The sequence below is a fragment of the Bacillus sp. GW823-FHT06A11 genome (assembly GCF_058795355.1).
The window spans coordinates 167,683-190,709 of record NZ_JBXAHS010000006.1 but is presented as its reverse complement, the minus strand read 5'-3'; the positions used below and the strand labels follow the sequence as shown (position 1 = coordinate 190,709).

23 protein-coding genes are annotated in these 23,027 nt (G+C 36.0%); 18 read left to right on the top strand and 5 right to left on the bottom strand.

All coding sequences use genetic code 11. The features are described from left to right. Positions 1-13 precede the first annotated feature (13 nt). Positions 14-961: a class I SAM-dependent methyltransferase gene (locus tag AC1Q8L_RS24610; protein ID WP_142317998.1), complete on the bottom strand. Its 948-nt coding sequence runs from the start codon at positions 959-961 to the stop codon at positions 14-16. A gap of 196 nt (positions 962-1,157) precedes the next feature. Here AC1Q8L_RS24610 and hutP point away from each other — a divergent pair, with 196 nt between their 5' ends. From hutP to AC1Q8L_RS24550, 12 genes are all read left to right on the top strand, one after another. Then, entirely contained in the window at positions 1,158-1,598 is a 441-nt protein-coding gene (gene hutP / locus AC1Q8L_RS24605) for a histidine utilization transcription antiterminator HutP (protein WP_000926516.1), read from the top strand. Between the two features lie 103 nt (positions 1,599-1,701). After that, on the top strand, positions 1,702-3,219 hold the full coding sequence (gene hutH / locus AC1Q8L_RS24600) for a histidine ammonia-lyase (RefSeq protein WP_000631871.1): 1,518 nt from the start codon (positions 1,702-1,704) through the stop codon (positions 3,217-3,219). A gap of 23 nt (positions 3,220-3,242) precedes the next feature. Beyond that, positions 3,243-4,901, top strand: a complete 1,659-nt coding sequence (hutU, locus tag AC1Q8L_RS24595; RefSeq protein ID WP_000416946.1) for a urocanate hydratase — start codon at positions 3,243-3,245, stop codon at positions 4,899-4,901. A 12-nt stretch (positions 4,902-4,913) separates the two neighbouring features. Beyond that, a complete protein-coding gene (gene hutI, locus AC1Q8L_RS24590; protein WP_000887517.1) occupies positions 4,914-6,185 on the top strand; it encodes an imidazolonepropionase in 1,272 nt (423 codons plus the stop codon). Then, entirely contained in the window at positions 6,164-7,135 is a 972-nt protein-coding gene (gene hutG / locus AC1Q8L_RS24585; RefSeq protein WP_000399837.1) for a formimidoylglutamase, read from the top strand. Before hutI ends, hutG begins: the two co-directional genes overlap by 22 nt. A gap of 261 nt (positions 7,136-7,396) precedes the next feature. Continuing rightward, positions 7,397-7,858 (top strand): CarD family transcriptional regulator, encoded by a 462-nt coding sequence (locus AC1Q8L_RS24580; protein ID WP_014482101.1) that lies wholly within the window; start codon positions 7,397-7,399, stop codon positions 7,856-7,858. A 563-nt stretch (positions 7,859-8,421) separates the two neighbouring features. Continuing rightward, positions 8,422-9,549 carry an alkene reductase gene (locus tag AC1Q8L_RS24575; RefSeq protein WP_000204598.1) on the top strand — a complete coding sequence of 376 codons (1,128 nt, stop codon included), beginning with the start codon at positions 8,422-8,424 and terminating at the stop codon, positions 9,547-9,549. Positions 9,550-9,616: 67 nt separating this feature from the next. Continuing rightward, positions 9,617-11,191, top strand: coding sequence for an FMN-binding glutamate synthase family protein (locus AC1Q8L_RS24570; RefSeq protein WP_000005147.1), 1,575 nt, complete (start codon positions 9,617-9,619; stop codon positions 11,189-11,191). A gap of 111 nt (positions 11,192-11,302) precedes the next feature. Next, positions 11,303-11,791, top strand: coding sequence for a cytochrome c biogenesis protein CcdC (locus tag AC1Q8L_RS24565; RefSeq protein ID WP_098394997.1), 489 nt, complete (start codon positions 11,303-11,305; stop codon positions 11,789-11,791). Positions 11,792-12,087: 296 nt separating this feature from the next. Further along, the gene (gene putP / locus AC1Q8L_RS24560; RefSeq protein WP_000687592.1) at positions 12,088-13,566 is read left to right on the top strand and encodes a sodium/proline symporter PutP; all 1,479 of its coding nucleotides are present in this window, start codon (positions 12,088-12,090) and stop codon (positions 13,564-13,566) included. Between the two features lie 340 nt (positions 13,567-13,906). Continuing rightward, entirely contained in the window at positions 13,907-14,845 is a 939-nt protein-coding gene (locus tag AC1Q8L_RS24555) for a ring-cleaving dioxygenase (RefSeq protein ID WP_098312075.1), read from the top strand. A gap of 24 nt (positions 14,846-14,869) precedes the next feature. Next, the gene (locus tag AC1Q8L_RS24550) at positions 14,870-15,478 is read left to right on the top strand and encodes an alpha/beta hydrolase (RefSeq protein ID WP_000975455.1); all 609 of its coding nucleotides are present in this window, start codon (positions 14,870-14,872) and stop codon (positions 15,476-15,478) included. Positions 15,479-15,522: 44 nt separating this feature from the next. Here AC1Q8L_RS24550 and AC1Q8L_RS24545 read toward each other — a convergent pair whose 3' ends face one another. Further along, positions 15,523-17,055, bottom strand: a complete 1,533-nt coding sequence (locus AC1Q8L_RS24545) for a BA3702 family sensor histidine kinase (protein ID WP_000087652.1) — start codon at positions 17,053-17,055, stop codon at positions 15,523-15,525. 236 nt (positions 17,056-17,291) lie between these two features. On the opposite strand from AC1Q8L_RS24545, the gene AC1Q8L_RS24540 reads away from it, so the two are divergent. Continuing rightward, the gene (locus AC1Q8L_RS24540) at positions 17,292-17,663 is read left to right on the top strand and encodes a VOC family protein (RefSeq protein ID WP_000800772.1); all 372 of its coding nucleotides are present in this window, start codon (positions 17,292-17,294) and stop codon (positions 17,661-17,663) included. A 19-nt stretch (positions 17,664-17,682) separates the two neighbouring features. Here AC1Q8L_RS24540 and AC1Q8L_RS24535 read toward each other — a convergent pair whose 3' ends face one another. After that, positions 17,683-18,492 (bottom strand): YitT family protein, encoded by an 810-nt coding sequence (locus tag AC1Q8L_RS24535; RefSeq protein WP_000251344.1) that lies wholly within the window; start codon positions 18,490-18,492, stop codon positions 17,683-17,685. A 126-nt stretch (positions 18,493-18,618) separates the two neighbouring features. On the opposite strand from AC1Q8L_RS24535, the gene AC1Q8L_RS24530 reads away from it, so the two are divergent. The 3 genes from AC1Q8L_RS24530 to AC1Q8L_RS24520 are packed head-to-tail and all read left to right on the top strand — an operon-like array spanning position 18,619 to position 20,176. Beyond that, complete coding sequence (locus AC1Q8L_RS24530; RefSeq protein WP_142317997.1) at positions 18,619-19,440, top strand: protein phosphatase 2C domain-containing protein; 822 nt, start codon at positions 18,619-18,621, stop codon at positions 19,438-19,440. 15 nt (positions 19,441-19,455) lie between these two features. Then, positions 19,456-19,908: a peptidoglycan recognition protein family protein gene (locus AC1Q8L_RS24525; RefSeq protein WP_000404003.1), complete on the top strand. Its 453-nt coding sequence runs from the start codon at positions 19,456-19,458 to the stop codon at positions 19,906-19,908. 19 nt (positions 19,909-19,927) lie between these two features. Continuing rightward, entirely contained in the window at positions 19,928-20,176 is a 249-nt protein-coding gene (locus tag AC1Q8L_RS24520) for a DUF2164 domain-containing protein (RefSeq protein WP_000981066.1), read from the top strand. Positions 20,177-20,200: 24 nt separating this feature from the next. Here the strand turns inward: AC1Q8L_RS24520 and AC1Q8L_RS24515 are convergent, their stop codons facing one another. Beyond that, positions 20,201-20,413 carry a CsbD family protein gene (locus tag AC1Q8L_RS24515; protein ID WP_000160410.1) on the bottom strand — a complete coding sequence of 71 codons (213 nt, stop codon included), beginning with the start codon at positions 20,411-20,413 and terminating at the stop codon, positions 20,201-20,203. 171 nt (positions 20,414-20,584) lie between these two features. Beyond that, entirely contained in the window at positions 20,585-21,391 is an 807-nt protein-coding gene (locus AC1Q8L_RS24510; protein WP_000214344.1) for a GNAT family N-acetyltransferase, read from the bottom strand. Positions 21,392-21,543: 152 nt separating this feature from the next. Between AC1Q8L_RS24510 and AC1Q8L_RS24505 the strand changes: the two genes are divergently transcribed. Together AC1Q8L_RS24505 and AC1Q8L_RS24500 are read left to right on the top strand one after the other, a co-directional pair. Next, entirely contained in the window at positions 21,544-21,747 is a 204-nt protein-coding gene (locus AC1Q8L_RS24505) for a hypothetical protein (protein WP_000810949.1), read from the top strand. Positions 21,748-22,192: 445 nt separating this feature from the next. Then, a complete protein-coding gene (locus AC1Q8L_RS24500; protein WP_000505616.1) occupies positions 22,193-22,981 on the top strand; it encodes a helix-turn-helix domain-containing protein in 789 nt (262 codons plus the stop codon). Positions 22,982-23,027: the final 46 nt, after the last annotated feature.

The following is a 23,027-nucleotide window of genomic DNA, read 5'->3' as shown; positions in this document are numbered from 1 at the left end:
AAGCTAGCAAATGCTAGCTTTTTTCTTTTTGACATCGATAAATTGCTAACGTTTTCGGATCGCGCCATATACCGTTATGAAGTGATAATTCATTTTCTACTTCTTCTTTTAGCCATTCCTTCATTTCCGCGTGAAGATATGTATTATCAGGTATATTTAGCGACGGAAACATGCTAGAAATATAGTTTACTATTGGAGTAGCATGATGAAAAACGAGCGCATTATGAATAACTGTTTCTTCAACAGTTGGAAAAACGGATTGTAATATCTCTTTACCGTTTTCTAAACAAAATGGAGTGACTGATGATGTTGTTTTCGGTAAATCAAATGCGTCTAACATGCGGTTACACATTTCAACTATACGAGGTAGTGTAACGCTAGAATTTGTTGTAGCTAAAAGTGAGCCGCCGGGACGAATTACTTTATGGAATCCTTGAATTGTTTTTTCAACATCTTTCATGTGATATAACATATGTCTTGCGATTATTAGGTCATAATAATTTGTTTCGAAAGGGAGTTTACTAGCATCCCCTCGTTTCCATTCTATTAAGTTATTTGTCTTAGCAGCCTCAGCAAGCATAGCTTCGGATTGATCCAATCCGGTTAATGGGCCTTTATGACCATTTGTTTGTAAAAGGGAAAGGAATTTTCCACTAGCACATCCAACCTCTAATATGTTTTCTTCCTTTTGAAGTTGTAAATGTTTAATGACAATCGTATCTAAATCTACGTGTTTTTCTTCGTAATGTGTATGTGTGTCGATGCGTGTTTGTAAATGGTTACTTACGTTGTATTGGCGTTTTACATCATTCATCTTTTCGCATTCCGCTTTCGTGCAAAATTGCTGAATTGCGTGCGTTAATACATTTGTTTTCTTTAAACCTTCGTAATGGAGTGCTAATTCAAACCTTTCAAGTAATTTCTCTTCAATTCGAAAATGAATATCTTTTCGTTTTGTCACTGAAATTTCGCCCCTTTGCATCTGTTAGTGAGACTATAGCACGTCTGGAAATTTTGTGTAAATCATTTGTGTACACAAAATTATGGGGATGAAAAAAATATTTGAATATGATTTTAAACTATTGACGATTTAAACGTTTTCATATATTCTTAAATTAAGTAATATTCAAATAATTCAAAAGAAATGAGAGAGTCACATGCTTCTTCAAGGAACACATCGAATTGGTCGTATGGCCATGCTGTTGGCACTTGCGGATGAAAATGAAAGTCCTGTATTATCCATTCCAAAAGGTTGGAAGTATTGTACGGGGAAAGTGGGTTCGATGAATTCGCAAAAGGTTGTCGCAGCAATGGAAACAGCGGCTAAGAGCAACCAAGTTATTGAAACAGACGTTTACAGAGAAACACATGCACTTTATCATGCAATTATGGAAGCTTTGTACGGAGTGACGAGAGGTCAAATTCAGTTAGCAGACGTTCTTCGTACAGTAGGACTTCGGTTTGCGATTGTGCGCGGTACACCATACGACGGAAAAAAAGAAGGCGAATGGGTTGCTGTTGCGCTTTATGGAACGATTGGTGCACCTGTAAAAGGATCTGAGCATGAGGCGATTGGTTTAGGAATTAATCACATATGATTTGCCCATAGTCTATTAGTTAGAAGGGGGCCTTACTTTTTTAGGACAGAAGTCTGTCTTAAAAAGATAAGGTCCCCTTTTGCCTTTTTAAGGAGGAAAAATGATGATTACGTTAACAGGACATACATTGACAGTTGAAGAAATGAAGAGGTTATTACTTGAAGGAGAAGGTGTAACAGCTTGTCCAACTAGTATGCAAAAGGTAGCAGAATGCCGCGAAGTAGTTGAGAAAATCGTAGAAGACGGAAAAGTCGTTTACGGTATTACAACTGGATTTGGAAAATTTAGTGATGTGCTTATCCAAAAAGATGATGTAAAGGCACTTCAGCATAATTTAATTCAGTCACATGCATGTGGGATAGGCGATCCATTCCCAGAAGAAGTATCGCGCGGAATGTTAATTTTACGAGCAAACACGATGCTTAAAGGAGTATCAGGCGTAAGGCCGCTTGTTGTAAATATGCTTCTTGAGTTTGTAAATCGTAAAATTCATCCAGTCGTTCCGCAACAAGGTTCACTTGGTGCAAGTGGAGATTTAGCGCCTTTATCTCATCTCGCGCTCGTATTATTAGGCGAAGGTGAAGTGTTCTATAAAGGGAAACGCGTTCATGCAATGGTTGCTCTTACAGAAGAAGGGCTTGAGCCAATTGAACTTGAAGCGAAAGAAGGTCTTGCATTAATTAATGGTACGCAGGCGATGACAGCGCAAGGAGTTCTTTCTTATATAGAAGCAGAAGCAACGGCGTATCAAGCTGAACTAATTGCTTCGATGACAATTGAAGGGTTACAAGGCATTATTGATGCATTTGATGAAAATGTTCATAAAGCACGTGGTTATAAAGAGCAAGTGGATGTAGCAAGCAGAATTCGTGACATTCTTCATGATAGTAAGTTAACAACAAAACAAGGAGAACTACGTGTACAGGATGCCTATTCACTTCGTTGTATCCCGCAAGTACACGGTGCTTCTTGGCAAGTTTTGAATTATGTGAAAGAAAAATTAGAAATTGAAATGAATGCCGCAACAGATAATCCGCTAATCTTTGATGGCGGGGAAAAAGTAATTTCAGGTGGTAACTTCCACGGTCAACCGATTGCGTTTGCGATGGACTTCTTAAAAGTAGGAATGGCGGAACTTGCAAATATTTCGGAGCGCCGTATTGAGCGTTTAGTAAATCCGCAATTAAATGATTTACCACCATTTTTAAGTCCAGAACCAGGACTGCAGTCAGGTGCAATGATTATGCAGTATGCTGCAGCGTCACTTGTTTCTGAAAATAAAACGTTAGCACATCCGGCGAGTGTAGATTCAATTCCGTCTTCTGCTAACCAAGAAGATCATGTAAGTATGGGAACAATTGCTTCACGCCATGCTCATCAGATCATTCAAAATGCAAGACGTGTTCTTTCAATTGAGATGATTTGTGCAATGCAAGCAGCAGAATATCGTGGTATTGAAAACATGAGTACAGTGACGAAGAGCTTCTACCATCAAGGCCGTCAACAAGTACCTTCTATTACAAATGACCGCATATTCTCAACTGATATTGAAAATATTGCGCATTGGTTAAAAACGAATTATTCGATAAAAGAAAGATTAGATGTAAACGCAGCACTATAAAATGAGAAAAGGGAGAGATTGAAATGGAAAAAGTACAACAAACAATTCGCGCGCCAAGAGGTACTGAGTTACAAACGAAAGGGTGGGTTCAAGAGGCTGCACTTCGAATGTTAATGAACAATTTAGATCCTGAAGTTGCTGAAAAACCAGAAGAATTAGTTGTATATGGTGGAATTGGCCGTGCAGCTCGTAACTGGGAAAGCTATCAGGCGATTGTAGATTCATTAAAAACGTTGGAAAGTGATGAAACGTTACTTGTTCAATCAGGAAAACCAGTTGCAATTTTCAAATCACATGAAGATGCGCCTCGCGTACTGTTAGCGAACTCAAACTTAGTACCAAAATGGGCGAACTGGGATCACTTCCGTGAACTAGAGAAAAAAGGTCTTATGATGTACGGACAAATGACAGCAGGTAGCTGGATTTACATTGGAACACAAGGGATTTTACAAGGAACATATGAAACATTTGGCGAAGCAGCTCGTCAACATTTCGATGGTTCATTAAAAGGTACATTAACACTTACTGCTGGTTTAGGTGGTATGGGTGGTGCACAACCTCTTGCTGTAACGATGAATGGCGGTGTTGTTATTGCTATTGACGTCGATAAGCGTAGCATCGATCGTCGTATTGAAAAGAGATACTGTGATATGTATACAGAATCGTTAGAAGAAGCATTAACGGTTGCAAACGAGTATAAAGAGAAGAAAGAACCAATTTCTATTGGCTTATTAGGAAATGCGGCAGAAATTTTACCAGAACTAGTGAAGCGTAATATTACGCCAGATTTAGTTACGGATCAAACATCAGCTCATGATCCATTAAACGGTTATATTCCAGTAGGCTACACATTAGAAGAAGCGGCGAAACTTCGTGAAGAAGACCCAGAACGTTACGTACAATTATCAAAAGAAAGCATGACAAAACATGTAGAAGCAATGCTTGCAATGCAAGAAAAAGGCGCAATTACATTTGATTATGGAAATAACATTCGCCAAGTTGCTTTCGATGAAGGCTTGAAAAATGCATTCGATTTCCCAGGATTCGTTCCAGCATTTATTCGTCCATTATTCTGTGAAGGAAAAGGACCGTTCCGCTGGGTAGCACTTTCTGGTGATCCAGAAGATATCTATAAAACAGACGAAGTAATTTTACGCGAATTCGCTGACAATGAGCATTTATGTAACTGGATTCGTATGGCACGTCAACAAGTGGAGTTTCAAGGTCTTCCATCACGTATTTGTTGGTTAGGTTACGGTGAGCGCGCGAAATTTGGTCGCATTATTAATGAAATGGTGGCAAATGGTGAATTATCAGCACCAATCGTAATCGGTCGTGACCATTTAGATTGCGGATCAGTAGCATCTCCAAACCGTGAAACAGAAGCGATGAAAGATGGTAGTGATGCAGTAGCAGACTGGCCAATTTTAAATGCATTAATTAACAGTGTAAACGGTGCAAGCTGGGTATCTGTTCACCACGGTGGCGGCGTTGGTATGGGTTATTCACTTCACGCTGGAATGGTTATCGTTGCAGATGGAACAGAAGCAGCAGCAAAACGTATTGAGCGCGTATTAACTTCTGACCCTGGTATGGGTGTTGTTCGTCACGTGGATGCTGGATATGACTTAGCTGTGGAAACTGCGAAAGAAAAAGGCGTTAACATTCCAATGATGAAATAAGGAGGAGAAAACATGCTGGACACTTTACTAATAAATATTGGTCAATTACTAACAATGGATCAAGAAGATGGCTTGTTAAGACGGGAAGCGATGAACACGCTTCCTGTTATCGAAAACGGTGCGGTTGGAATTGAAAACGATGTAATTACTTTCGTTGGAACAGCGGAAGAAGCGAAAGGATTACAAGCGAAAGAAGTTATTGATTGCGGCGGGAAAATGGTTTCTCCTGGTCTTGTCGACCCGCATACTCATCTTGTATTTGGTGGATCTCGCGAAAATGAAATCGCACTAAAATTACAAGGAGTTCCGTACTTAGAAATTTTAGAACAAGGCGGAGGCATTCTTTCGACTGTAAATGCAACGAAACAAGCATCGAAAGAAGAACTTGTTCAAAAAGCGAAATTCCATTTAGACCGTATGTTATCTTTCGGAGTTACAACTGTAGAAGCGAAGAGTGGTTACGGATTAGATGATGAGACGGAATGGAAACAATTAGAGGCAACTGCACAATTACAAAAAGAGCATCCAGTCGATTTAGTTTCAACATTTTTAGGTGCTCATGCAGTTCCGAAAGAATATAAAGGTAGATCGAAAGAATTTTTACAATGGATGTTAGAACTACTACCAGAAATGAAAGAGAAGCAATTAGCGGAATTCGTTGATATTTTCTGTGAAACAGGTGTGTTCTCTGTCGAAGAGTCAAAAGAGTTTTTATTAAAAGCGAAAGAGCTTGGCTTTGATGTGAAAATTCATGCAGACGAAATCGACCCTCTTGGTGGTGCGGAAGCAGCGGCAGAAATCGGTGCAGCATCAGCAGACCATTTAGTTGGCGCTTCTGATAAAGGAATTGAAATGCTTGCAAACTCTAATACAGTAGCCACTTTATTACCAGGAACAACTTTCTATTTAAATAAAGAAAGTTTTGCTCGCGGTCGTAAAATGATTGATGAAGGTGTTGCAGTTGCGTTAGCTACAGACTTTAACCCAGGTAGCTGTCCAACTGAAAATATTCAGCTTATTATGAGCATTGCGATGCTAAAACTGAAAATGACACCAGAAGAAGTTTGGAATGCTGTAACGGTTAACTCATCATATGCCATTAACCGTGGTGATGTAGCTGGGAAAATTAGAGTTGGTCGTAAGGCAGATTTAGTTTTATGGGATGCTTACAATTATGCTTACGTACCGTATCATTACGGCGTAAGTCATGTGAATACAGTATGGAAGAATGGTAATATTGCATATACAAGAGGTGAACAATCGTGGAGCACGGCCACTATTTAAAGAAAAATGCAAAGTTTATTGATCGTGAAGTGACAAAATGGAGTGAGATGATTAAAGATTGGGAGGAAGGCGTAGAAATATTCGGTGCTGCTTTAATTGGAGCACCCCTTTCTAAACCATCTATTAGTCATTCAGGAGCAAGTTTTGCTCCAAAAACAATTCGAGCGATGTTAGATGCATACAGCACATATGCAATTACAGAAGAACACGATATGAAAGAAAGTGTCTTATATGATTGCGGCGATATTACGATGCATGTGACGGATATAAAAGAAAGTCATAACCGAATTGCGAAAACAGTTGGTCATGTAACGAAAGTAAATCCGAACATGATACCAATCGTTCTTGGTGGTGACCACTCGATTAGTTTTCCGAGTATAACAGGCTTTGCAAACAGTAAAGGAAAGGTCGGGATTATTCAATTTGATGCTCATCATGATTTGCGTAATTTAGATGATGGAGGCCCGTCAAATGGTACACCATTCCGTAGTTTACTAGAAAATGATGTCATTACAGGGAAACAACTTGTTCAAATTGGAATTCGTAATTTTTCTAACGCACATACGTACCATGAATATGCAATAGAGCATGGCGTAACAGTGTATACAATGAAAGACGTACGAGAGCGAGAAATAAAAGATATTATCACGGAAAGTATTGAAGTGTTAAGAAAACAAGGTGTGACTTCTATTTATATTTCTCTTGATATGGATGTACTAGACCAAGCGTTTGCACCAGGTTGTCCAGCAATTGGGCCAGGTGGAATGGATAGTACGACTTTACTAGATGCGATTGAATTCCTTGGTAAAGAACCGCTCGTTCAAGGGATGGATATAGTAGAGATTGATCCAACTCTTGATTTCAGGGATATGACGAGTAGAGTAGCAGCGCAAGTGATTATGAGTTTTCTTTTAGCGAGGGAAATAGTTAGTAAGCAGGTTAGTATATAGACGGAAAAGTAGATCTTTATCTATGCCTTATCAAAAACACATTACTACTCAAATGTAGTAATGTGTTTTTATGTTAAAAGAGAATGAATGTGGGTGGAACCGTTAATAAAATTGCGGGTTTTTATAGTGTGTTATGTAAATTTAATTTCTTGCTTTTGAAGTATTGACGTGTAAAATAATTTTATGATAAAATAAAATTTTTGCTAAAAAACTAAAAGTGTGTTAAGCTTGAGAAGGTTACCATATATGGAGGTGGATTATTTGTTTCAAATTGGCGATAACATTGTTTATCCAATGCAGGGAGCAGGTATAATTAAAGCCATAGAAGAGAAGGAAGTCTCAGGAGAAAAACAACAGTATTATGTTATAAAAATGTCGGCTAGTAATATGGAACTAATGATTCCAGCAGGGAGAATATTGAATTCGAATATACGACCAGTGACGGATATAACCGCATTAGCACACATAATGGATATTTTTCAACATGGGGAATCAGATAGATTACTTACGTGGAAACAAAGGTATAAATTGAACACTGATAAAATAAAGACGGGTAAAATGCAAGAAGGTGCTGAAGTTGTGCGCGATTTAATGCGTATACAGAAAGAAAAAGCACTTAATGCAAGCGAAAAGAAGATGTTAGATAACGCATATGAATTTTTGATTAGTGAACTGGGATTAATTGAAGGTATCACAGAAAATCAGATAAAAAGCTTTTGTTAAGGTTCATTACAAATAATGTATTATATCCCAAAAAAGATCTTGAATTTTTTGGGAACATAATTATAGAAATTTTATCATTTCAAAGACATTCAACTCTTTCAAACCACTTTTAGAGCATTACCTCTATTGTTATTACTACAATCAAATCCATTTTTATTTTTTAATTTCATTTATGAATGTTCGAAGTTTAATTGAATACTTCGATAAAATAGTTACTTGATTTTTGCAATCCTGATTCACACTGGCACGGACGAGGAGCCGTAAGGATGAAAGAGAGGTAGGGCTTTCATTGTTTTAGGTATATAAGTTATTATTTTTAGAAGAATACTGAACCATATTCACTTCTATTGATAAGGTATTTTTTATATTAAAGAGATAAACGAATTGACAGCCATATATGGTCAACAAAAAAGGTTTCCTTCTAAGGAAACCTTTTTAATATTATTTATAGTATTTTATTTTTTTGATATTCGAATTTTTTATTGTAAAGTCGTAAAAATTGACGTTACTATCTAAAAGTAAGTATGATGCGATTATAGTAAGATTTTTTAGGGGGAAGAAAAATGACAAGTTCAAGTAATAAAGCAGCGAGTATTTATGAAGGAACAAATGTAAACGCTGGTGGATCTTTTGAAAACGTTGAAGAAACAAAGTTGTTTGATCCAATTCAAATTGGAGCTTGGTCTCTTCGTAATCGTATAGCGATGGCACCGATGACAAGATGCTTTGCAGATAATGAAACTGGAGTAGTTGGTGCTGATGTAGTGGAGTACTACAGAAAACGTGCTGCGGATGGAATTGGACTAATTATTACAGAAGGAATTGTCATTAGTCCGAGAGCAAAAGGGAACCCGGGAGTACCAGGTATTTATACACAAGAACAAATCGATTCTTGGAAACCTGTTACAGAGGCAGTACATAAAGAAGGCGGGACGATTATTGCTCAAATATGGCATGTTGGGCGTATGAGTCATCATGAAATAATTGGTGGTCAAATGCCGCAAGCACCATCTGCTATCGCTGCAGAGGGAAATGTTCCACGCTTTCGTAAACCGTTTGATACGCCAGAAGCAATGACGTTAGAAGAAATACAAGAAGTAATCGGTCAATACGCACAAGCTGCGAAAAATGCGATCGAAGCTGGATTTGATGGAGTAGAAATTCACGGTGCACACGGATATTTAATCGATCAATTTACGTATGAGTTTGCGAATAAGCGAACAGATAAATATGGCGGTAATTTAAAACAAAGGTTAACGTTTATGAAAGAAGTAACGGCGGCTGTAATAGAAGCTGTTGGAGCTAATAAAACACTTCTTCGCTTCTCTGCTTTCAAAGGCGATAATCCTACTTATATGTGGGAAAACCCTGAGCTTGCAATTGAAACGTTCGTAAATATGTTCAAAGAAGTTGGATTAACGATGATCCATCCCTCAACGATGAATTATACGCAAGAGATTGCTGACGGAAAGAATTTTCATCAACTAGTAAGAAAATATTGGGATGGTACGATTGTTGGGGTTGGTAATTTAAATCCGAAAGAGGCCGAAGAAGCGTTGCAAGAAGGAACAATTGATGTAGTGGCATTCGGCAGACCGTTAATTGCTAATCCAGACTTTGTTCATCGAATTAAACATGCTGAAAGTTTAGTTGAATATGACGCGAAAGAGCATCTTGCTACGTTAGTATGAATAAAGATAAAAGGAGAGCACACCGAGTGTTCTCCTTTTATTATGGGATTTCATAGGGGGAAGCGGGATGAGTGAAACGCTACTCGTTATTATTAGTATATTACTATTTTTAATGTTGCTTTTAATCATCTTTTTTATCATTACATTTTTTATAAAAAAACGAACACATCATTCTATTTTAAAGTTACATCCGTACTTAGGAAGAATGCGCTACTTACTGGAAAAGATAGGGCCTGAATTTCGACAATATTGGTTTGATCATGATACGGATGGAAAGCCTTTCTCACGTTATGATTTTCAAAGTGTTATGTTTTTAGCGAAATATCGCTCTGAAATACTTGGTTTTGGATCAAAACGAGATTTTGAAGCTTCTGGCTATTATATTGCTAATACATTATTTCCGATATTAACTGAGGAATTAAGTGTGAATCTTTCGCAAGAGCGGGAAGGTAAAAAGTACATGATTCATAAAGAAGGGTTATTTTCAAGAAGAGAAAAATTGACAGCGGATACAACGAATCTTTGGCTGTACGAAGAAGATGATGCAATTATAGTCGGTGAAAACCGTAAATATCCGTGGAAACTACATGGCATGTTTGGAGCATCTGCGACTTCTTACGGCGCGATTGGAGAAAATTATATTTTAGCGAGTGGTTTTGGAGCGAAAATGGCAGGCGGATCGTGGATTAATACTGGTGAAGGTGGCGTTATTCCAGAACATTTACATACAGGAGCGAATATCGTTGCGCAAATTGGTCCAGGGTTATTTGGGTACCGTGATGAGGACGGTAATTTTTCAATGGGAAAATTCATGGAGAAAGCGAAAGAAAGTAATATTAGAGCATTCGAATTGAAATTTGGGCAAGGTGCTAAAATACGTGGTGGTCATCTAGAGGGACAAAAAGTAAATGAGAAAATTGCTTTTGTTCGCAACGTCCGAAAGGGAGAGACGATTAATTCACCGAATCGATTTTCATTTTTAAAGAATGCAGTGGATACACTTTGTTTTATTCAACAGTTGCAAGAAAGCGGCGGTAAACCAGTTGGAATGAAAATTGTAATTGGTCAGCAGGAGCCTTTGGAAGATTTAATAAAAACAATGAAAGAACTAAATATTTACCCAGATTTTATTACAATAGACGGTTCAGAAGGCGGATCAGGGGCAACGTATAAATCGATGGCAGATTGTATGGGACTGCCGCTTATTCCAGCATTACTTACATTTATCGATACAGCAAATTATTATGGTGTCCGTAACAAGTTTAAAGTATTTGCATCGGGTAAATTAATCACACCAGATAAAGTGGCGATTGCTTTAGCGATTGGAGCGGATGCTGTAAGTTCAGCCCGCGGATTTATGATGGCAAGCGGCTGTATTATGGCCCTTCAATGTAATTCTGGCCAATGTCCATCTGGTGTAGCCACGACGAATCCGCATTATCAAAAAGCGTTAGATCCGTATGAGAAGAAGTGGCGAGTCATGAATTATATTATTAGTATGAGATATAGTTTATTTTCATTAGCAGCGGCAGCGGGAGTGAAGAGCCCGCGCCATTTAACTAGAGAGCATATTGTGTTTAAAGACGAGGTGGGGAGAGTAGTTCCTCTTTCGGAATTGTTTCCTATAGTAAATCAAACCTAAAAGTATATTTGATATGTAAGATTTTTTAAAGGAATAATCATATTTTTGGAAAAATTAGGAGTATAATAGGGAAGTATTTTTAAAAATGACTATTTTTAGGGAGAGATTCACTTGCAGCAAGGTTCTTACAGTATTACAATTTTTTTACTCGTCATAGGGCTCGTTATATTTAGACGCATGCGCTCTATGAATCGACCAATTAATAATAAAGGAAGAGAACTACTATTGCCATTATTTTTCTTATTACCAGGTTTTTCTTTATATGCTGCACCGATACAACTTGCTGATTGGCAAATTGGTATAGCTGCTGGGATCGGACTGTTATTGTCAATTCCACTTATTATTTTAAGTGGGTATGAAGTCAGAGAAGATGGTCAAATTTATGCAAAAAAAAGTATCGCTTTTATTGCTACATTTTTAGTTATCGTTCTTTTACGTGCTTATTTTAGAAGACATTTACAAGGTTTAGATCCAAAGTCAATCGGCATTCTTTTCTATACTCTTGCGGTTTGTTATATAGTACCTTGGCGTATTGGATGCTATATGAAATTTCGTAAAGTATATGTAGAGAAAGCGAAAATTGAGACGTCAATAAGCTAAAAGTCATACACTTGTATGGCTTTTTCTTTTAAAATTTATCGGGTAAACGAATAAAAATAAGGTGTGAAAAAACACTGTTTAATTTCTGAATATTATTACTTTAATTTCTTGAAAAATCATTGTAATCCACTGGGATAAAGGCGTTTATAAAGGTTTTCACATGTAATAAAAAGTGCTCGTTCACTTGAAAGAACAAAAAATGTTTGTTAAGGTAGGGAACCATAAGCGAAAATAAGAAAATAGAAAAAGTCATTTTTCGAAATTTTGAATGGCTTATGGAATAAGGGAGAGATTTGGTGAAGATTGAAATTATGGTTTCGCTTGCTATTTATATGGCAGGTATGTTGTATATCGGATATTGGTCTTATAAGAAGACATCCGATTTATCAGATTATATGTTAGGTGGAAGGGGACTCGGTCCAGCAGTTACAGCTTTATCAGCTGGTGCTTCTGACATGAGTGGTTGGATGCTAATGGGATTACCTGGTGCGATGTATGCAACAGGATTATCAAGTGTATGGATTGCGATAGGTTTATTAATAGGTGCTTATGCAAACTATTTAATCATTGCCCCACGTTTACGAACGTATACAGAAGTGGCAAATGATTCAATTACGATTCCAGACTTTTTAGAGAATCGGTTTAAAGATCGTACGAAAATACTTCGTTTTGTCTCCGCTATCGTCATTTTAGTATTTTTCACATTCTATGCGTCGGCTGGTTTAGTTTCAGGTGGACGTTTGTTTGAAAATTCTTTCAACCTAGATTATAAAATTGGTTTATTTGTAACAGTGGGTGTCGTTGTTGCGTATACACTATTCGGTGGCTTTCTAGCCGTAAGCTGGACGGACTTTGTACAAGGTTGTATTATGTTTATTGCGCTTGTACTAGTGCCAATTGTTGCTTTTACGGATGTCGGTGGTGTAACAGAAACATTTAATACGATTAAACAAGTCGATGCATCGCATTTAGATATGTTTAAAGGGACCACAATACTTGGCATTATTTCATTTTTAGCATGGGGACTTGGGTATTTTGGTCAACCGCATATTATTGTCCGTTTTATGGCAATTACCTCTATTAAAGATTTAAAGACTTCTCGTAGAATCGGTATCGGTTGGATGACGATTTCAATTATAGGTGCAATGCTTACTGGTCTAATTGGTATCGCTTATTATGCTAAAAATAATGCGACATTACAAGACCCAGAAATGGTCTTTGTAACATTCTCCAATATTTTATTCCATCCGTACATTACAGGATTTTTATTATCAGCTATTTTGGCTTCGATTATGAGTAGTATTTCCTCACAATTACTTGTTATTTCAAGTGCAGTAACGGAAGACTTCTATAAAACATTTTTCCGTCGTAATGCAAGTGACAAAGAACTTGTATTTATCGGTAGATTGTCAGTATTAGTAGTAGCTATGATCGCAGTTGTTTTAGCGTATCATCCAAGTGATACAATTTTAACACTTGTAGGTTATGCTTGGGCTGGATTTGGTTCAGCGTTCGGACCAGCCATTTTATTAAGTTTATATTGGAAAAGAACGAATAAATGGGGCGTTCTTGCAGGTATGATTGTTGGTGCAGTAGTTGTTATAGCATGGGTAAAAATTCCAAGTTTAAAAGCAATTATGTATGAAATGGTACCTGGATTTTTCTGTAGTTTATTAACTGTTATCGTTGTAAGTTTATTAACGAAAGAACCCGTTAAGGCAGTTCATCGTGAATTTAATGAGATGGAAGCAATATTGGAAGAAGAAACGAAATGATTAGCGAAGAGAGTAAACGAAACTGGCGTTTACTCTCTTTTTATTTAAAATGAAAATAAGGAACTTATTGACAACTAAAAGTAAGTAACTTATAATAAATTTGAGTTCAAGTTAATTTGTACTTTGAATAAAGATTTTAAATGGAGTAAATATTTTTTAAAAACTATCTCGAATTTGAGATGAATTGACAAGCTGGAAGTTAATGTGTATTTTTATAATCAATATCTCGAATTCGAGATAAAATTATAATGACGGATTTTACTTTGTAGCATGGACAAAATGAATAATGAATTTAAATGTAAAAGAATTTTTATAATGAAATAAAAAAGGAGTGGAAGAAATGGAAAAGAAAACAATGGGAATCCATCACATTACAGCGATTGTAGGGCATCCACAAGAAAATGTAGACTTTTATGCTGGTGTATTAGGGTTACGTTTAGTGAAACAAACAGTGAATTTTGATGATCCAGGTACGTACCACCTTTATTTTGGAAATGAAGGAGGAAAACCTGGAACAATTATTACGTTTTTCCCATGGGCAGGTGCTCGTCAAGGTATTATTGGGGATGGTCAAGTAGGAATTACGTCTTACGTTGTACCAAAAGGTGCAATGGAGTTTTGGGAAAATAGATTAGAAAAATTCGATGTTTCGTATACGAAAATGACTCGTTTTGGAGAGGAGTATTTAGAATTTGATGATCCGCATGGTTTGCATATAGAATTAGTTGAAAGAGAAGCAGGCGAATTAAATAATTGGAGTTTTGGAGAAGTTACACCAGAAGTAGCAATTAAAGGGTTTGGAGGTGCTGTTCTTTTATCTGCACAGCCTCAAAAAACAGCTGAATTGTTAGAACATATTATGGGTCTTGAGAAAATTGGAGAAGAGGGTGAATTTGTTCGATTCCGTTCTTCTGCTGATATTGGAAATATTATTGATTTGAAATTATCAACAATCGGTCGTGGCCAAATGGGCGTTGGTACAGTTCATCATATAGCTTGGAGAGCGATTGACGATGCTGATCAGCTAGACTGGAAAGAGCATGTGTCGCGTTTTGGATATCACGTAACTCCTGTACAAGATCGAAATTATTTTAACGCGATTTATTTTAGAGAACATGGTGAAATCTTATTTGAAATTGCAACAGATCCTCCTGGTTTCACTCATGATGAATCGTTAGAGACGATGGGTGAGGAATTAAAGTTACCGGAACAATATGAACAACATAGAAAACAGATTGAACAAACGCTTTTACCATTTGAAGTGAGAAATTTAGATTAAAGTGATTGAAGGGGGAACAGGATTATGATGAAACATGTTTTTCAAAAAGGAAAAGATACGTCAAAACCAGTGTTGTTATTACTTCATGGCACAGGTGGTAATGAATTAGATTTACTACCACTTGCAGAAATAATTGATCCGGAAGCGTCGGTATTAAGCGTTAGGGGAAATGTGTTAGAGAATGGGATGCCGCGTTTCTTCCGCCGATTAGCAGAGGGCATTTTTGATGAAGAGGATTTAATTTTCCGTACGAAGGAATTAAATGAATTTTTAGATGAAGCGGCTAAAGAATATAAATTCGATAGAAATAACATTGTAGCTATCGGTTATTCGAATGGGGCAAATATCGCAGCAAGCTTATTATTCCATTACGAAAATGCATTAAAAGGTGCTGTGCTTCATCACCCAATGGTACCTAGAAGAGGAATGCAATTAGCAAATTTAGCAGGGAAATCTGTGTTTATTGCTGCTGGGACAAATGACCCAATTTGTTCATCAGCAGAGTCAGAGGAATTGAAGGTACTATTAGAAAATGCAAATGCGAATGTAACAATGCATTGGGAAAATCGAGGGCATCAATTAACGATGGGTGAAGTAGAAAAAGCAAAAGAGTGGTATGACAAAGCATTTTAAAAAAAGAAGCATCTGCTAACGATTAGTAGATGCTTCTTTTTTATTTAAGACTGGATTGCGAGATGAGATGAAGAAAGTGGTAGCTCAATATCAACAATCGTACCTTTATTTAATTCGCTTGAAATGTGTAATCTACCATGATGTTCTTCAATTATTTTGTAACACATCATTAATCCTAGTCCTGTGCCTTTTTCTTTTAAACTATAAAAAGGTTCGCCTAGACGGGAGATACGATCTTCAGGAATGCCGCAACCTTCATCGATAATTCGTATTAAGATGAAATTATCCTCTAATGGTTTTGTTTGGATGAAAATATTTCCGCCATTTGGCATTGCTTCTATCGCATTTTTTAATATGTTTATAAACACTTGTTTTAATTGGTTACCGTCACATTGAATATCATATACGTAATCAAAATGATCCATGATGATATGAACGCTATGCATAATTGCAGTCGGTAAAATAAATGTAACTACCTCTTCAATTAAAGTTTGTATGTTACAAGTTTGGATAGATAATACTTGTGGCTTAGACATCGCCATAAATTGACTCGTGATGGATTCCATTTGTGAAATCTCACTTAACATAACATCGATATACCATTTCTGCTCCTCACTTATTTCAGGGAGGAGCAACGTTAGAAAACCTTTTAGAGAAGTGAGTGGATTTCGAATTTCATGGGCAATTCCAGCTGTCAGTTGTCCGACTACTGCGAGCTTCTCTGATTTTCGTAGTAACTTTTCAGTTTCTTTTAGCTCAGTAACATCTCTCCCCATCACGATAAGACCTTTGCGAGAACCATCAGGATGATAAAGCGGAACTTTTGATATACTTAAGATTAGATCGAAATCATCTCTATGTATAATAAATTCCTCGCCATGAAGAATTTGTCTTTGTTGCCATGCTAGTTCATCGATTTCTTCACAATGTAAAAAAGCTTCTCGGTATGCTTCATTATATTGAATGAGTTCGCTATCTTTTTTCCCGTGGTAGGGTACATGATGGAAATTGAAGCAAGAAAGTGCGTAATCATTTGCCTCAAGCCAGCGCCCTTCATGATCTTTAAATATAACAAACGCAGGCATGGAGTTTACTAATGTACGTAATCTCTTCTCACTTTCTTTTAGCATATTCTCAATTCTTTCTGATTTTTCAAGCGGCTTCATAATAGCATATACGCCAGTAAGACGATTTTGAACAAAAATAGGAACTAGTTTTGTCACAACATCTAATAAGAATCCATTTTTATGATAAATAGATAAGATATACTCTTGTTGATTATCCGCTTCAGTATTCTTTATATTTTGTAATACTTGCTCAGAAATATGGGCTTCTAAAATAGAGGTAATATTTTTCTGTTCTAATTCTAAAGAAGTGTAACCTAATATTCTTTCGGCAGAAGGATTTATATGTAGAATAACTCCTTCTAAATTTAATGAAATAATACTATCAGGATTGTGTTCGAACAGAGATGCGTACATTTCTGTTAATGAACGATCTTGTATATGGTTTCGCAAACGTCTAGAAATGTTCGGATGACGTTTTTTTTGAGTTGGTGAATATTTTTTACGACTCATAATAGTTCCTCCGTACAAATAGCATCTAAAAAGATTTGTCTATTCATAACTATAATATAGATGTAATGTGTATTTCTATAAAAAATAGAAGTTATAGAATAAATTTTGTTTTTTTTATTTTTTGCAAGGTGAATGCAGGATGGTAATAAGGGGAGCTTATATTGTTTTATAAACCTTTTGTAAGTTACAGACGGCTGTTTTCCGTATAACATTAGGGTAGAGGAGGGGGAGAGAAAATGAAAAATTATATTCAAGGGATTGATCACGTGCAAGTAGCTGCACCTGTAGGGTGTGAAGAAGAGGCGCGTGATTTTTATGGGAATACGATTGGTATGGAAGAAATTCCAAAGCCAGAAGAGTTGAAAAAACGAGGTGGATGTTGGTTTAAATGCGGAAATCAAGAAATCCATATTGGTGTCGAGCGGAATTTTACACCGGCTAAAAAGGCTCATCCAGCTTTTTATGTGAATGAAATTAATGAATTTAAGCAAACACTTATAGAGCAAGGTGTTAAAGTGATTGATGATTATGCACGGCCAGATGTAATTCGATTTTACGTGTCAGATCCATTTGGAAACCGGATTGAATTTATGCAAAATAAAGACTAGGTGGATTCCCACCTAGTCTTTAACTTCTTCTGAAAAGTCCTAACACTTCTACAGTTTCTGTAATATTAACGAAAGCATTCGGGTCGATTTCAGAAATTGTTAGTTTCATACTTGCTAATTCTTCACGAGAAACGACGGTCATAAGTACACGCTTTTTCTCGCTTGAATAAGCACCTTCGCCATCAAGTAACGTTATTCCACGTACAACAGTTGAAAGAAGTTGTTTTTTCATTTTTTCTGCTTCATTTGTTACAATCATAAGTGTAACTTTACGATGTTTTGTATGAACAGCATCAATTACTTTACCAGTTACATAAATTGAAAGTAAGCTTGTAAGTGCAACATCCCAGGTGAAGAAGAATCCTGCGATTATTACAACGACTGCATTTAAAATAATAAGGAATCCGCCAAGTTTAATGTCTCGCTTGCGGGATAAAAGCATACCGATAATATCAAATCCACCAGTGGATCCATTACAGTTAAAAACAAGACCAATACCAGCTCCGGCGATGACACCTCCGAAGATAGAAGATAACAATGGGTCTGTTGCTACGACTTTTACTGGAACGTAGTATAATGCAACAGATAATACAACTACAGAGACAACTGTGTTAAAAATTACTTTTTTTCCAAGACCTATGTACCCTAAAATAAGGATAGGTAAGTTTAATACAAAGTTAATAATGCCTGTGTTTACAGGGGTTACAATCCCTAAAATAATAGCAATTCCGCCAATTCCACTACTTAAAATTTTGTGGGGGATAAGGAAAAGATTAAAGGCAACCGCAATAATAATAGAACCGATAATAACACCAAGGAATCTGACCATTTCTTTCCCGTCCTTCACTGAAAAATTCATATTATTTCAAGATTATATATGATATTGAAAGTTTTGGGTAAAAACAGTTTATTTAGGTAAATTAGATTAATCAAAAGAATTTGAGTATTTTATCATTTGAAAGGGGATACAGTTGTGAAGATAAAAACATATCAACAGAAAAGCCCGTTGAAGCAAGAATGTGAGGATTCTTATTTTTGTAATAAAGAAAAAAAGATTTATGGTGTATGTGACGGTGCAACACCACTTGTCCCGTTTCGTGATGAAAAGGGACATAATGGAGCATACATCGCTTCGCATTTATTTGCAAGTTATTTTACTGCATTACGAGAGAATCATAGTTTACAATTTGCAGTTGAAAAAGCAAATGAAGCATTGCAAAGCAAAATGTTAGAATATGAAGTAGACACGAGAAAAAAAGAGCATTTGTGGTGCACATGTATCGCGGCAGTCCAAATAGTTGGTGAGAAAATTGAATATGCGCAGCTTGGGGACTGTATGATTGTCGCAACTTTTCAAAATGGAACGATGCAAGTATTAACGAAAGACACAGTTGAAGGAATTAGTAAAAGAGCAAAAAAGAAGAGGGAAGAAGATCGTAAAAAAGGGTTATCTGTACCAGAAGAATATGTTTTTCAAGATGTTCGAGAACAGTTAAAATACAATCGTTATCTTGCAAATATGCCAAATGGTTATTCAGTTGCAAATGGAATGAAAGAAGCGATACATTATTTACAACATGGTGAATTACATACAGATGAAGTGAGTGGGATTTTTATTTGTTCAGACGGGTTATTTCACCCAGATTGGTCATTAGAACAAACTGTTGCATATATAAGAAAGAATAGTATAAACGAATATATAGCAATTATTGAAGAGCTAGAAGCGGAAAAGAGAATAAGGCCAGATGATAAAACGATTATTATGATTGATTTTTAAGAGGAGGCAGTTCAAATGGAAATTAAACGTGTCAATCTAACATTTCAAGATGAATTAGTTTCTTTAGAAAAAGTAAACAAACTGATTATTCACCATACAGCTGAAGATGGATGGGACGTGTATAAAACGCATGAATTTCATCAAACTGTAAGGGGGTGGAGCGGAATTGGTTACAACTATTTTATCGAAAAGGATGGAACTGTAGTGGAAGGACGAGGTTTACATATTGGAGCGCACGCGAAAGACCATAACCGCCATACAATTGGAATATGTATGACGGGAAATTTCGATAAATACGATCCAACTCCTGCACAAGTGAATGCATTATATTCTTTATGTAAACTGTTTATGAAGCAATTTGCTATAAAGAAAGAAAATATACTCGGTCATAGAGAGTTAGAAGGAGTTACAAAAAGCTGTCCTGGTAATCGTTTTTCTATGGTAGAGTTAAGGAAGATACTATCTTAAATATAGAGGAGTAACAACGATGATGAATATAAAAATACCAAATGATAAAAAAGAAGAACTTGTAGCACAAATTCAGCAATTTTTTATGGAAGAAGATTTAGATGAAATTGGACGTTTCCAAGCAGAGCGTTTAATAGAAGAAATGATTAAATTAGTTGGACCGTTTGCATATAATCAAGCAATTGGAGATGCAAGAAAGCTTGTAAGTGAGAAATTAACGAATATGGAAGAAGATTTATACGTGCTAGAAAAGAATGAAGGAAAATAAAAAAAGAGCCGATGGGCTCTTTTTTTATTTTTCTTTCTTGTGTTCTTTATATTCATGTACTTTTTCTTTTACATTACCAACTGTATCTTTAGCAGTGCCTTTCACCTTATCCCATTTTCCTTCAGCTTGTAATTTCTTATTGTCAGTTACTTTCCCAACAACTTCTTTTACTTCACCTTTTACCTTATCAATGGCACCTTCTACTTTTTCTTTTAAACCATGATCATGTTTAGTCATACATTTCTCCTCCTTGTAGTTTGATTAGAATTCTCTTTTCATATTGCAAGTTGAATGATGTATCTAGTAATATCGTAACAAATCTAGTTTGAATATTCAAATGATTAATAGGATAGAAAAGGATTTGTCATAAAATGTTTAAAAATGTAACGGAAGGAGAAATAAAGTAAATTATATGTCTTTTGCGGTCCATATTGATTTTGTATAAGCAATTTTCATGTGGGCACGTTCCATGTTATTTTGACTGCCGCTACCGAACCTTGCTTGTCCAACTATTAAAGTACAATTTGATTCAATAGCTGTCTTAATTCGTTTTTGAATTAATGCAGTATGACAGCCTTTACGCTGAAATTCTGGCAAAGTAGCAGAAGCAGCTAATGATGCGACACCCTTATTTATATACAGGACACCAATACCAGCAGGGATATTTTGAACTTCAGCTATGAAAAAATGCCATCCTGGTTCATTGTAAAGAATTTCATTATTTTGGCGCACGCTATCTTTTGTAAAGGATGGCATATTAAATCCATGTACATAAATGTTTGCAAAAATATCAAACTCATTTTCTTTTAGTTTTCGTATTGTAATATTAGAAGGAAGAAGTGATGAACCCTCTCTCGGTATACTATACAAAGCAGTATGGAAGCTAGATTGATAAAACCCTTTTTGAGATAAGTATTGAAATAATTTAGTTGTACCTTGTGCTGGGGTAATTTCAAAACGACAAGGGATTTGTAGTGATTCATAATAAGAAATGATTGCATCAATCGCATCTGCATTTGTAATACCTTTTACCGTATTAAAAGCAGGACCAGCAATTATTTTTGATGAAAAGGCAGTGGCGCTACCGAATTTTTTCATTTGCACTTGCATTGGGTTTCCGCTTATTGTTTGTAGTCTCTCTAATCTAGAAGAGAGCATATCAATTTCTGCATTTTCAATTTCTGTTGCTATATCGAGTGTCATAACAGTAGTCATAAAATTCCTCCGTTAATAAATATATTTCATAGTACATATACGATTTTTGTTTTGAGATTCCTGTTGAAATGTGAGAGAATAAGAGGCTTTTTGGAAGGGAAATGGAAGTGAGCTGTCGAAGGGAGTGGAAACAGATTAAAGGTGGTGCTCTCATGAAACAAAAAACCGTGCAGACATGCTCTAATTGTGGTTCTCAAAACATAGGAGAAGGTGAGTTTGTCGGATATGCACAAATACGGAAAAAGGAAACGATGTTCACATCTTCACCAGTAGATGCTTATATTTGTACAGATTGCGGGAATGTCCTTTTATTAAAAGTACGACATTATGAAAAGTTTAAGCAGAAGCCGTTATGATTATTGAGTAGTGACTTTATTAGAAAAGTTAATAAGAGTAATATTTTACATATATATATATGAGTATGCCTCAGATAAAGAGATGAAAACATATACTGTACATAGTTCGTTATATGACACATAAAAATATATAGAAGAAATTGTGAGGCAGTAGGAGGAAGAAAAAACAGCTCCTCTTGGAATATTTCATATTTAAAACTCCATTAAATAAAGGAGTTTTTTGTTTTTTTTTATAACAATAATTACCTTTAATTGTTATAAATGGTTATTAGGAGAGGGTGGTTTATTAACGCCATAATCATAGAAGAATAATAGCTAAATCGTATACAAAACCACTATATAACACATTCGCAACCGTAAGTTGACAAAGTGCAACCGCGGGAAGATAGAGATAAAGGCAATGTTTACATACAATTTAGGTAAGAAAACAAAGGGGGACACACATATGGGATTTGGTGAAAAGCTTTTTAAATTAAGAAAGGAAAAGGGCCTTTCTCAAGAAGCATTAGCTGAAAAATTAAACACAACAAGGCAAGCGGTTAGTAAATGGGAAAACGGTCAAGGTTTTCCTGAAACTGAAAAGTTAATAATGATTGGAAATGTATTTGAAGTATCACTCGACTATTTATTAAAAGAAACTGCAGAGCAAAGTAATGAAAATGTGGATGGCTATTACGTAAGTCAGGAAATGGCAGAAGGGTATATAGTGTATGGGCAAAAGATTTCAAAATATATAGCGTTAGGGTTTAGCTTGCTTATTTTATCTACAATACCGTATTTACTATTTAAAGAAAATGCAACAATGTCGACATTCCTTGTCATTATCATTGCTGTTCTTGGAATTGGAGCAATGATGGTGCCTGCAACGATAGAAGAGAGTCGATACAATGTATTGAAAAAAGAAGAACTACTATTTGATCAAAACTTTCTAAAAGAATTGACAAAAAGATATGCGATTATTAAGAAGAAGTATGCCGCAGTGATGATTGTTGGATTTTGTTTTATTGCCGCAGGCGCAATACCGTTTTTGTTTGAGGAAAAGCATATCACTTCAGGAGAATTAGTGCAGTATTATCCGTACTGTGTTGTACTTATTGCTATTGGAGTTTATCTTTTTGTTCGTGTTATAGGAGTGTGGGAGATGTATCGAATTTTAGTAGAAAATAAAGAATATAGCAATCGTATTATTTTCAAACTAAAAAAGAAAGTGAGAGAAAAAGTGGATAATTTTTAATAGGAGCAAACATACTTTTATGAAAAGTTAAGATAGGAGTGAAATG

Bases quoted from the DNA above. Each gene is read 5' to 3' on its own strand.
- AC1Q8L_RS24545 (WP_000087652.1), bottom strand. From the start codon at position 17,055: ATGAGTCGTAAAAAATATTCACCAACTCAAAAAAAACGTCATCCGAAC.
- AC1Q8L_RS24570 (WP_000005147.1), top strand. From the start codon at position 9,617: ATGAGTGAAACGCTACTCGTTATTATTAGTATATTACTATTTTTAATG.
- AC1Q8L_RS24535 (WP_000251344.1), bottom strand. From the start codon at position 18,492: ATGGTCAGATTCCTTGGTGTTATTATCGGTTCTATTATTATTGCGGTT.
- AC1Q8L_RS24525 (WP_000404003.1), top strand. From the start codon at position 19,456: ATGGAAATTAAACGTGTCAATCTAACATTTCAAGATGAATTAGTTTCT.
- AC1Q8L_RS24520 (WP_000981066.1), top strand. From the start codon at position 19,928: ATGATGAATATAAAAATACCAAATGATAAAAAAGAAGAACTTGTAGCA.
- hutP (WP_000926516.1), top strand. From the start codon at position 1,158: ATGCTTCTTCAAGGAACACATCGAATTGGTCGTATGGCCATGCTGTTG.
- hutH (WP_000631871.1), top strand. From the start codon at position 1,702: ATGATTACGTTAACAGGACATACATTGACAGTTGAAGAAATGAAGAGG.
- AC1Q8L_RS24510 (WP_000214344.1), bottom strand. From the start codon at position 21,391: ATGACTACTGTTATGACACTCGATATAGCAACAGAAATTGAAAATGCA.
- AC1Q8L_RS24540 (WP_000800772.1), top strand. From the start codon at position 17,292: ATGAAAAATTATATTCAAGGGATTGATCACGTGCAAGTAGCTGCACCT.
- AC1Q8L_RS24515 (WP_000160410.1), bottom strand. From the start codon at position 20,413: ATGACTAAACATGATCATGGTTTAAAAGAAAAAGTAGAAGGTGCCATT.
- AC1Q8L_RS24555 (WP_098312075.1), top strand. From the start codon at position 13,907: ATGGAAAAGAAAACAATGGGAATCCATCACATTACAGCGATTGTAGGG.
- hutU (WP_000416946.1), top strand. From the start codon at position 3,243: ATGGAAAAAGTACAACAAACAATTCGCGCGCCAAGAGGTACTGAGTTA.
- AC1Q8L_RS24550 (WP_000975455.1), top strand. From the start codon at position 14,870: ATGATGAAACATGTTTTTCAAAAAGGAAAAGATACGTCAAAACCAGTG.
- hutI (WP_000887517.1), top strand. From the start codon at position 4,914: ATGCTGGACACTTTACTAATAAATATTGGTCAATTACTAACAATGGAT.
- AC1Q8L_RS24575 (WP_000204598.1), top strand. From the start codon at position 8,422: ATGACAAGTTCAAGTAATAAAGCAGCGAGTATTTATGAAGGAACAAAT.
- AC1Q8L_RS24500 (WP_000505616.1), top strand. From the start codon at position 22,193: ATGGGATTTGGTGAAAAGCTTTTTAAATTAAGAAAGGAAAAGGGCCTT.
- AC1Q8L_RS24505 (WP_000810949.1), top strand. From the start codon at position 21,544: ATGAAACAAAAAACCGTGCAGACATGCTCTAATTGTGGTTCTCAAAAC.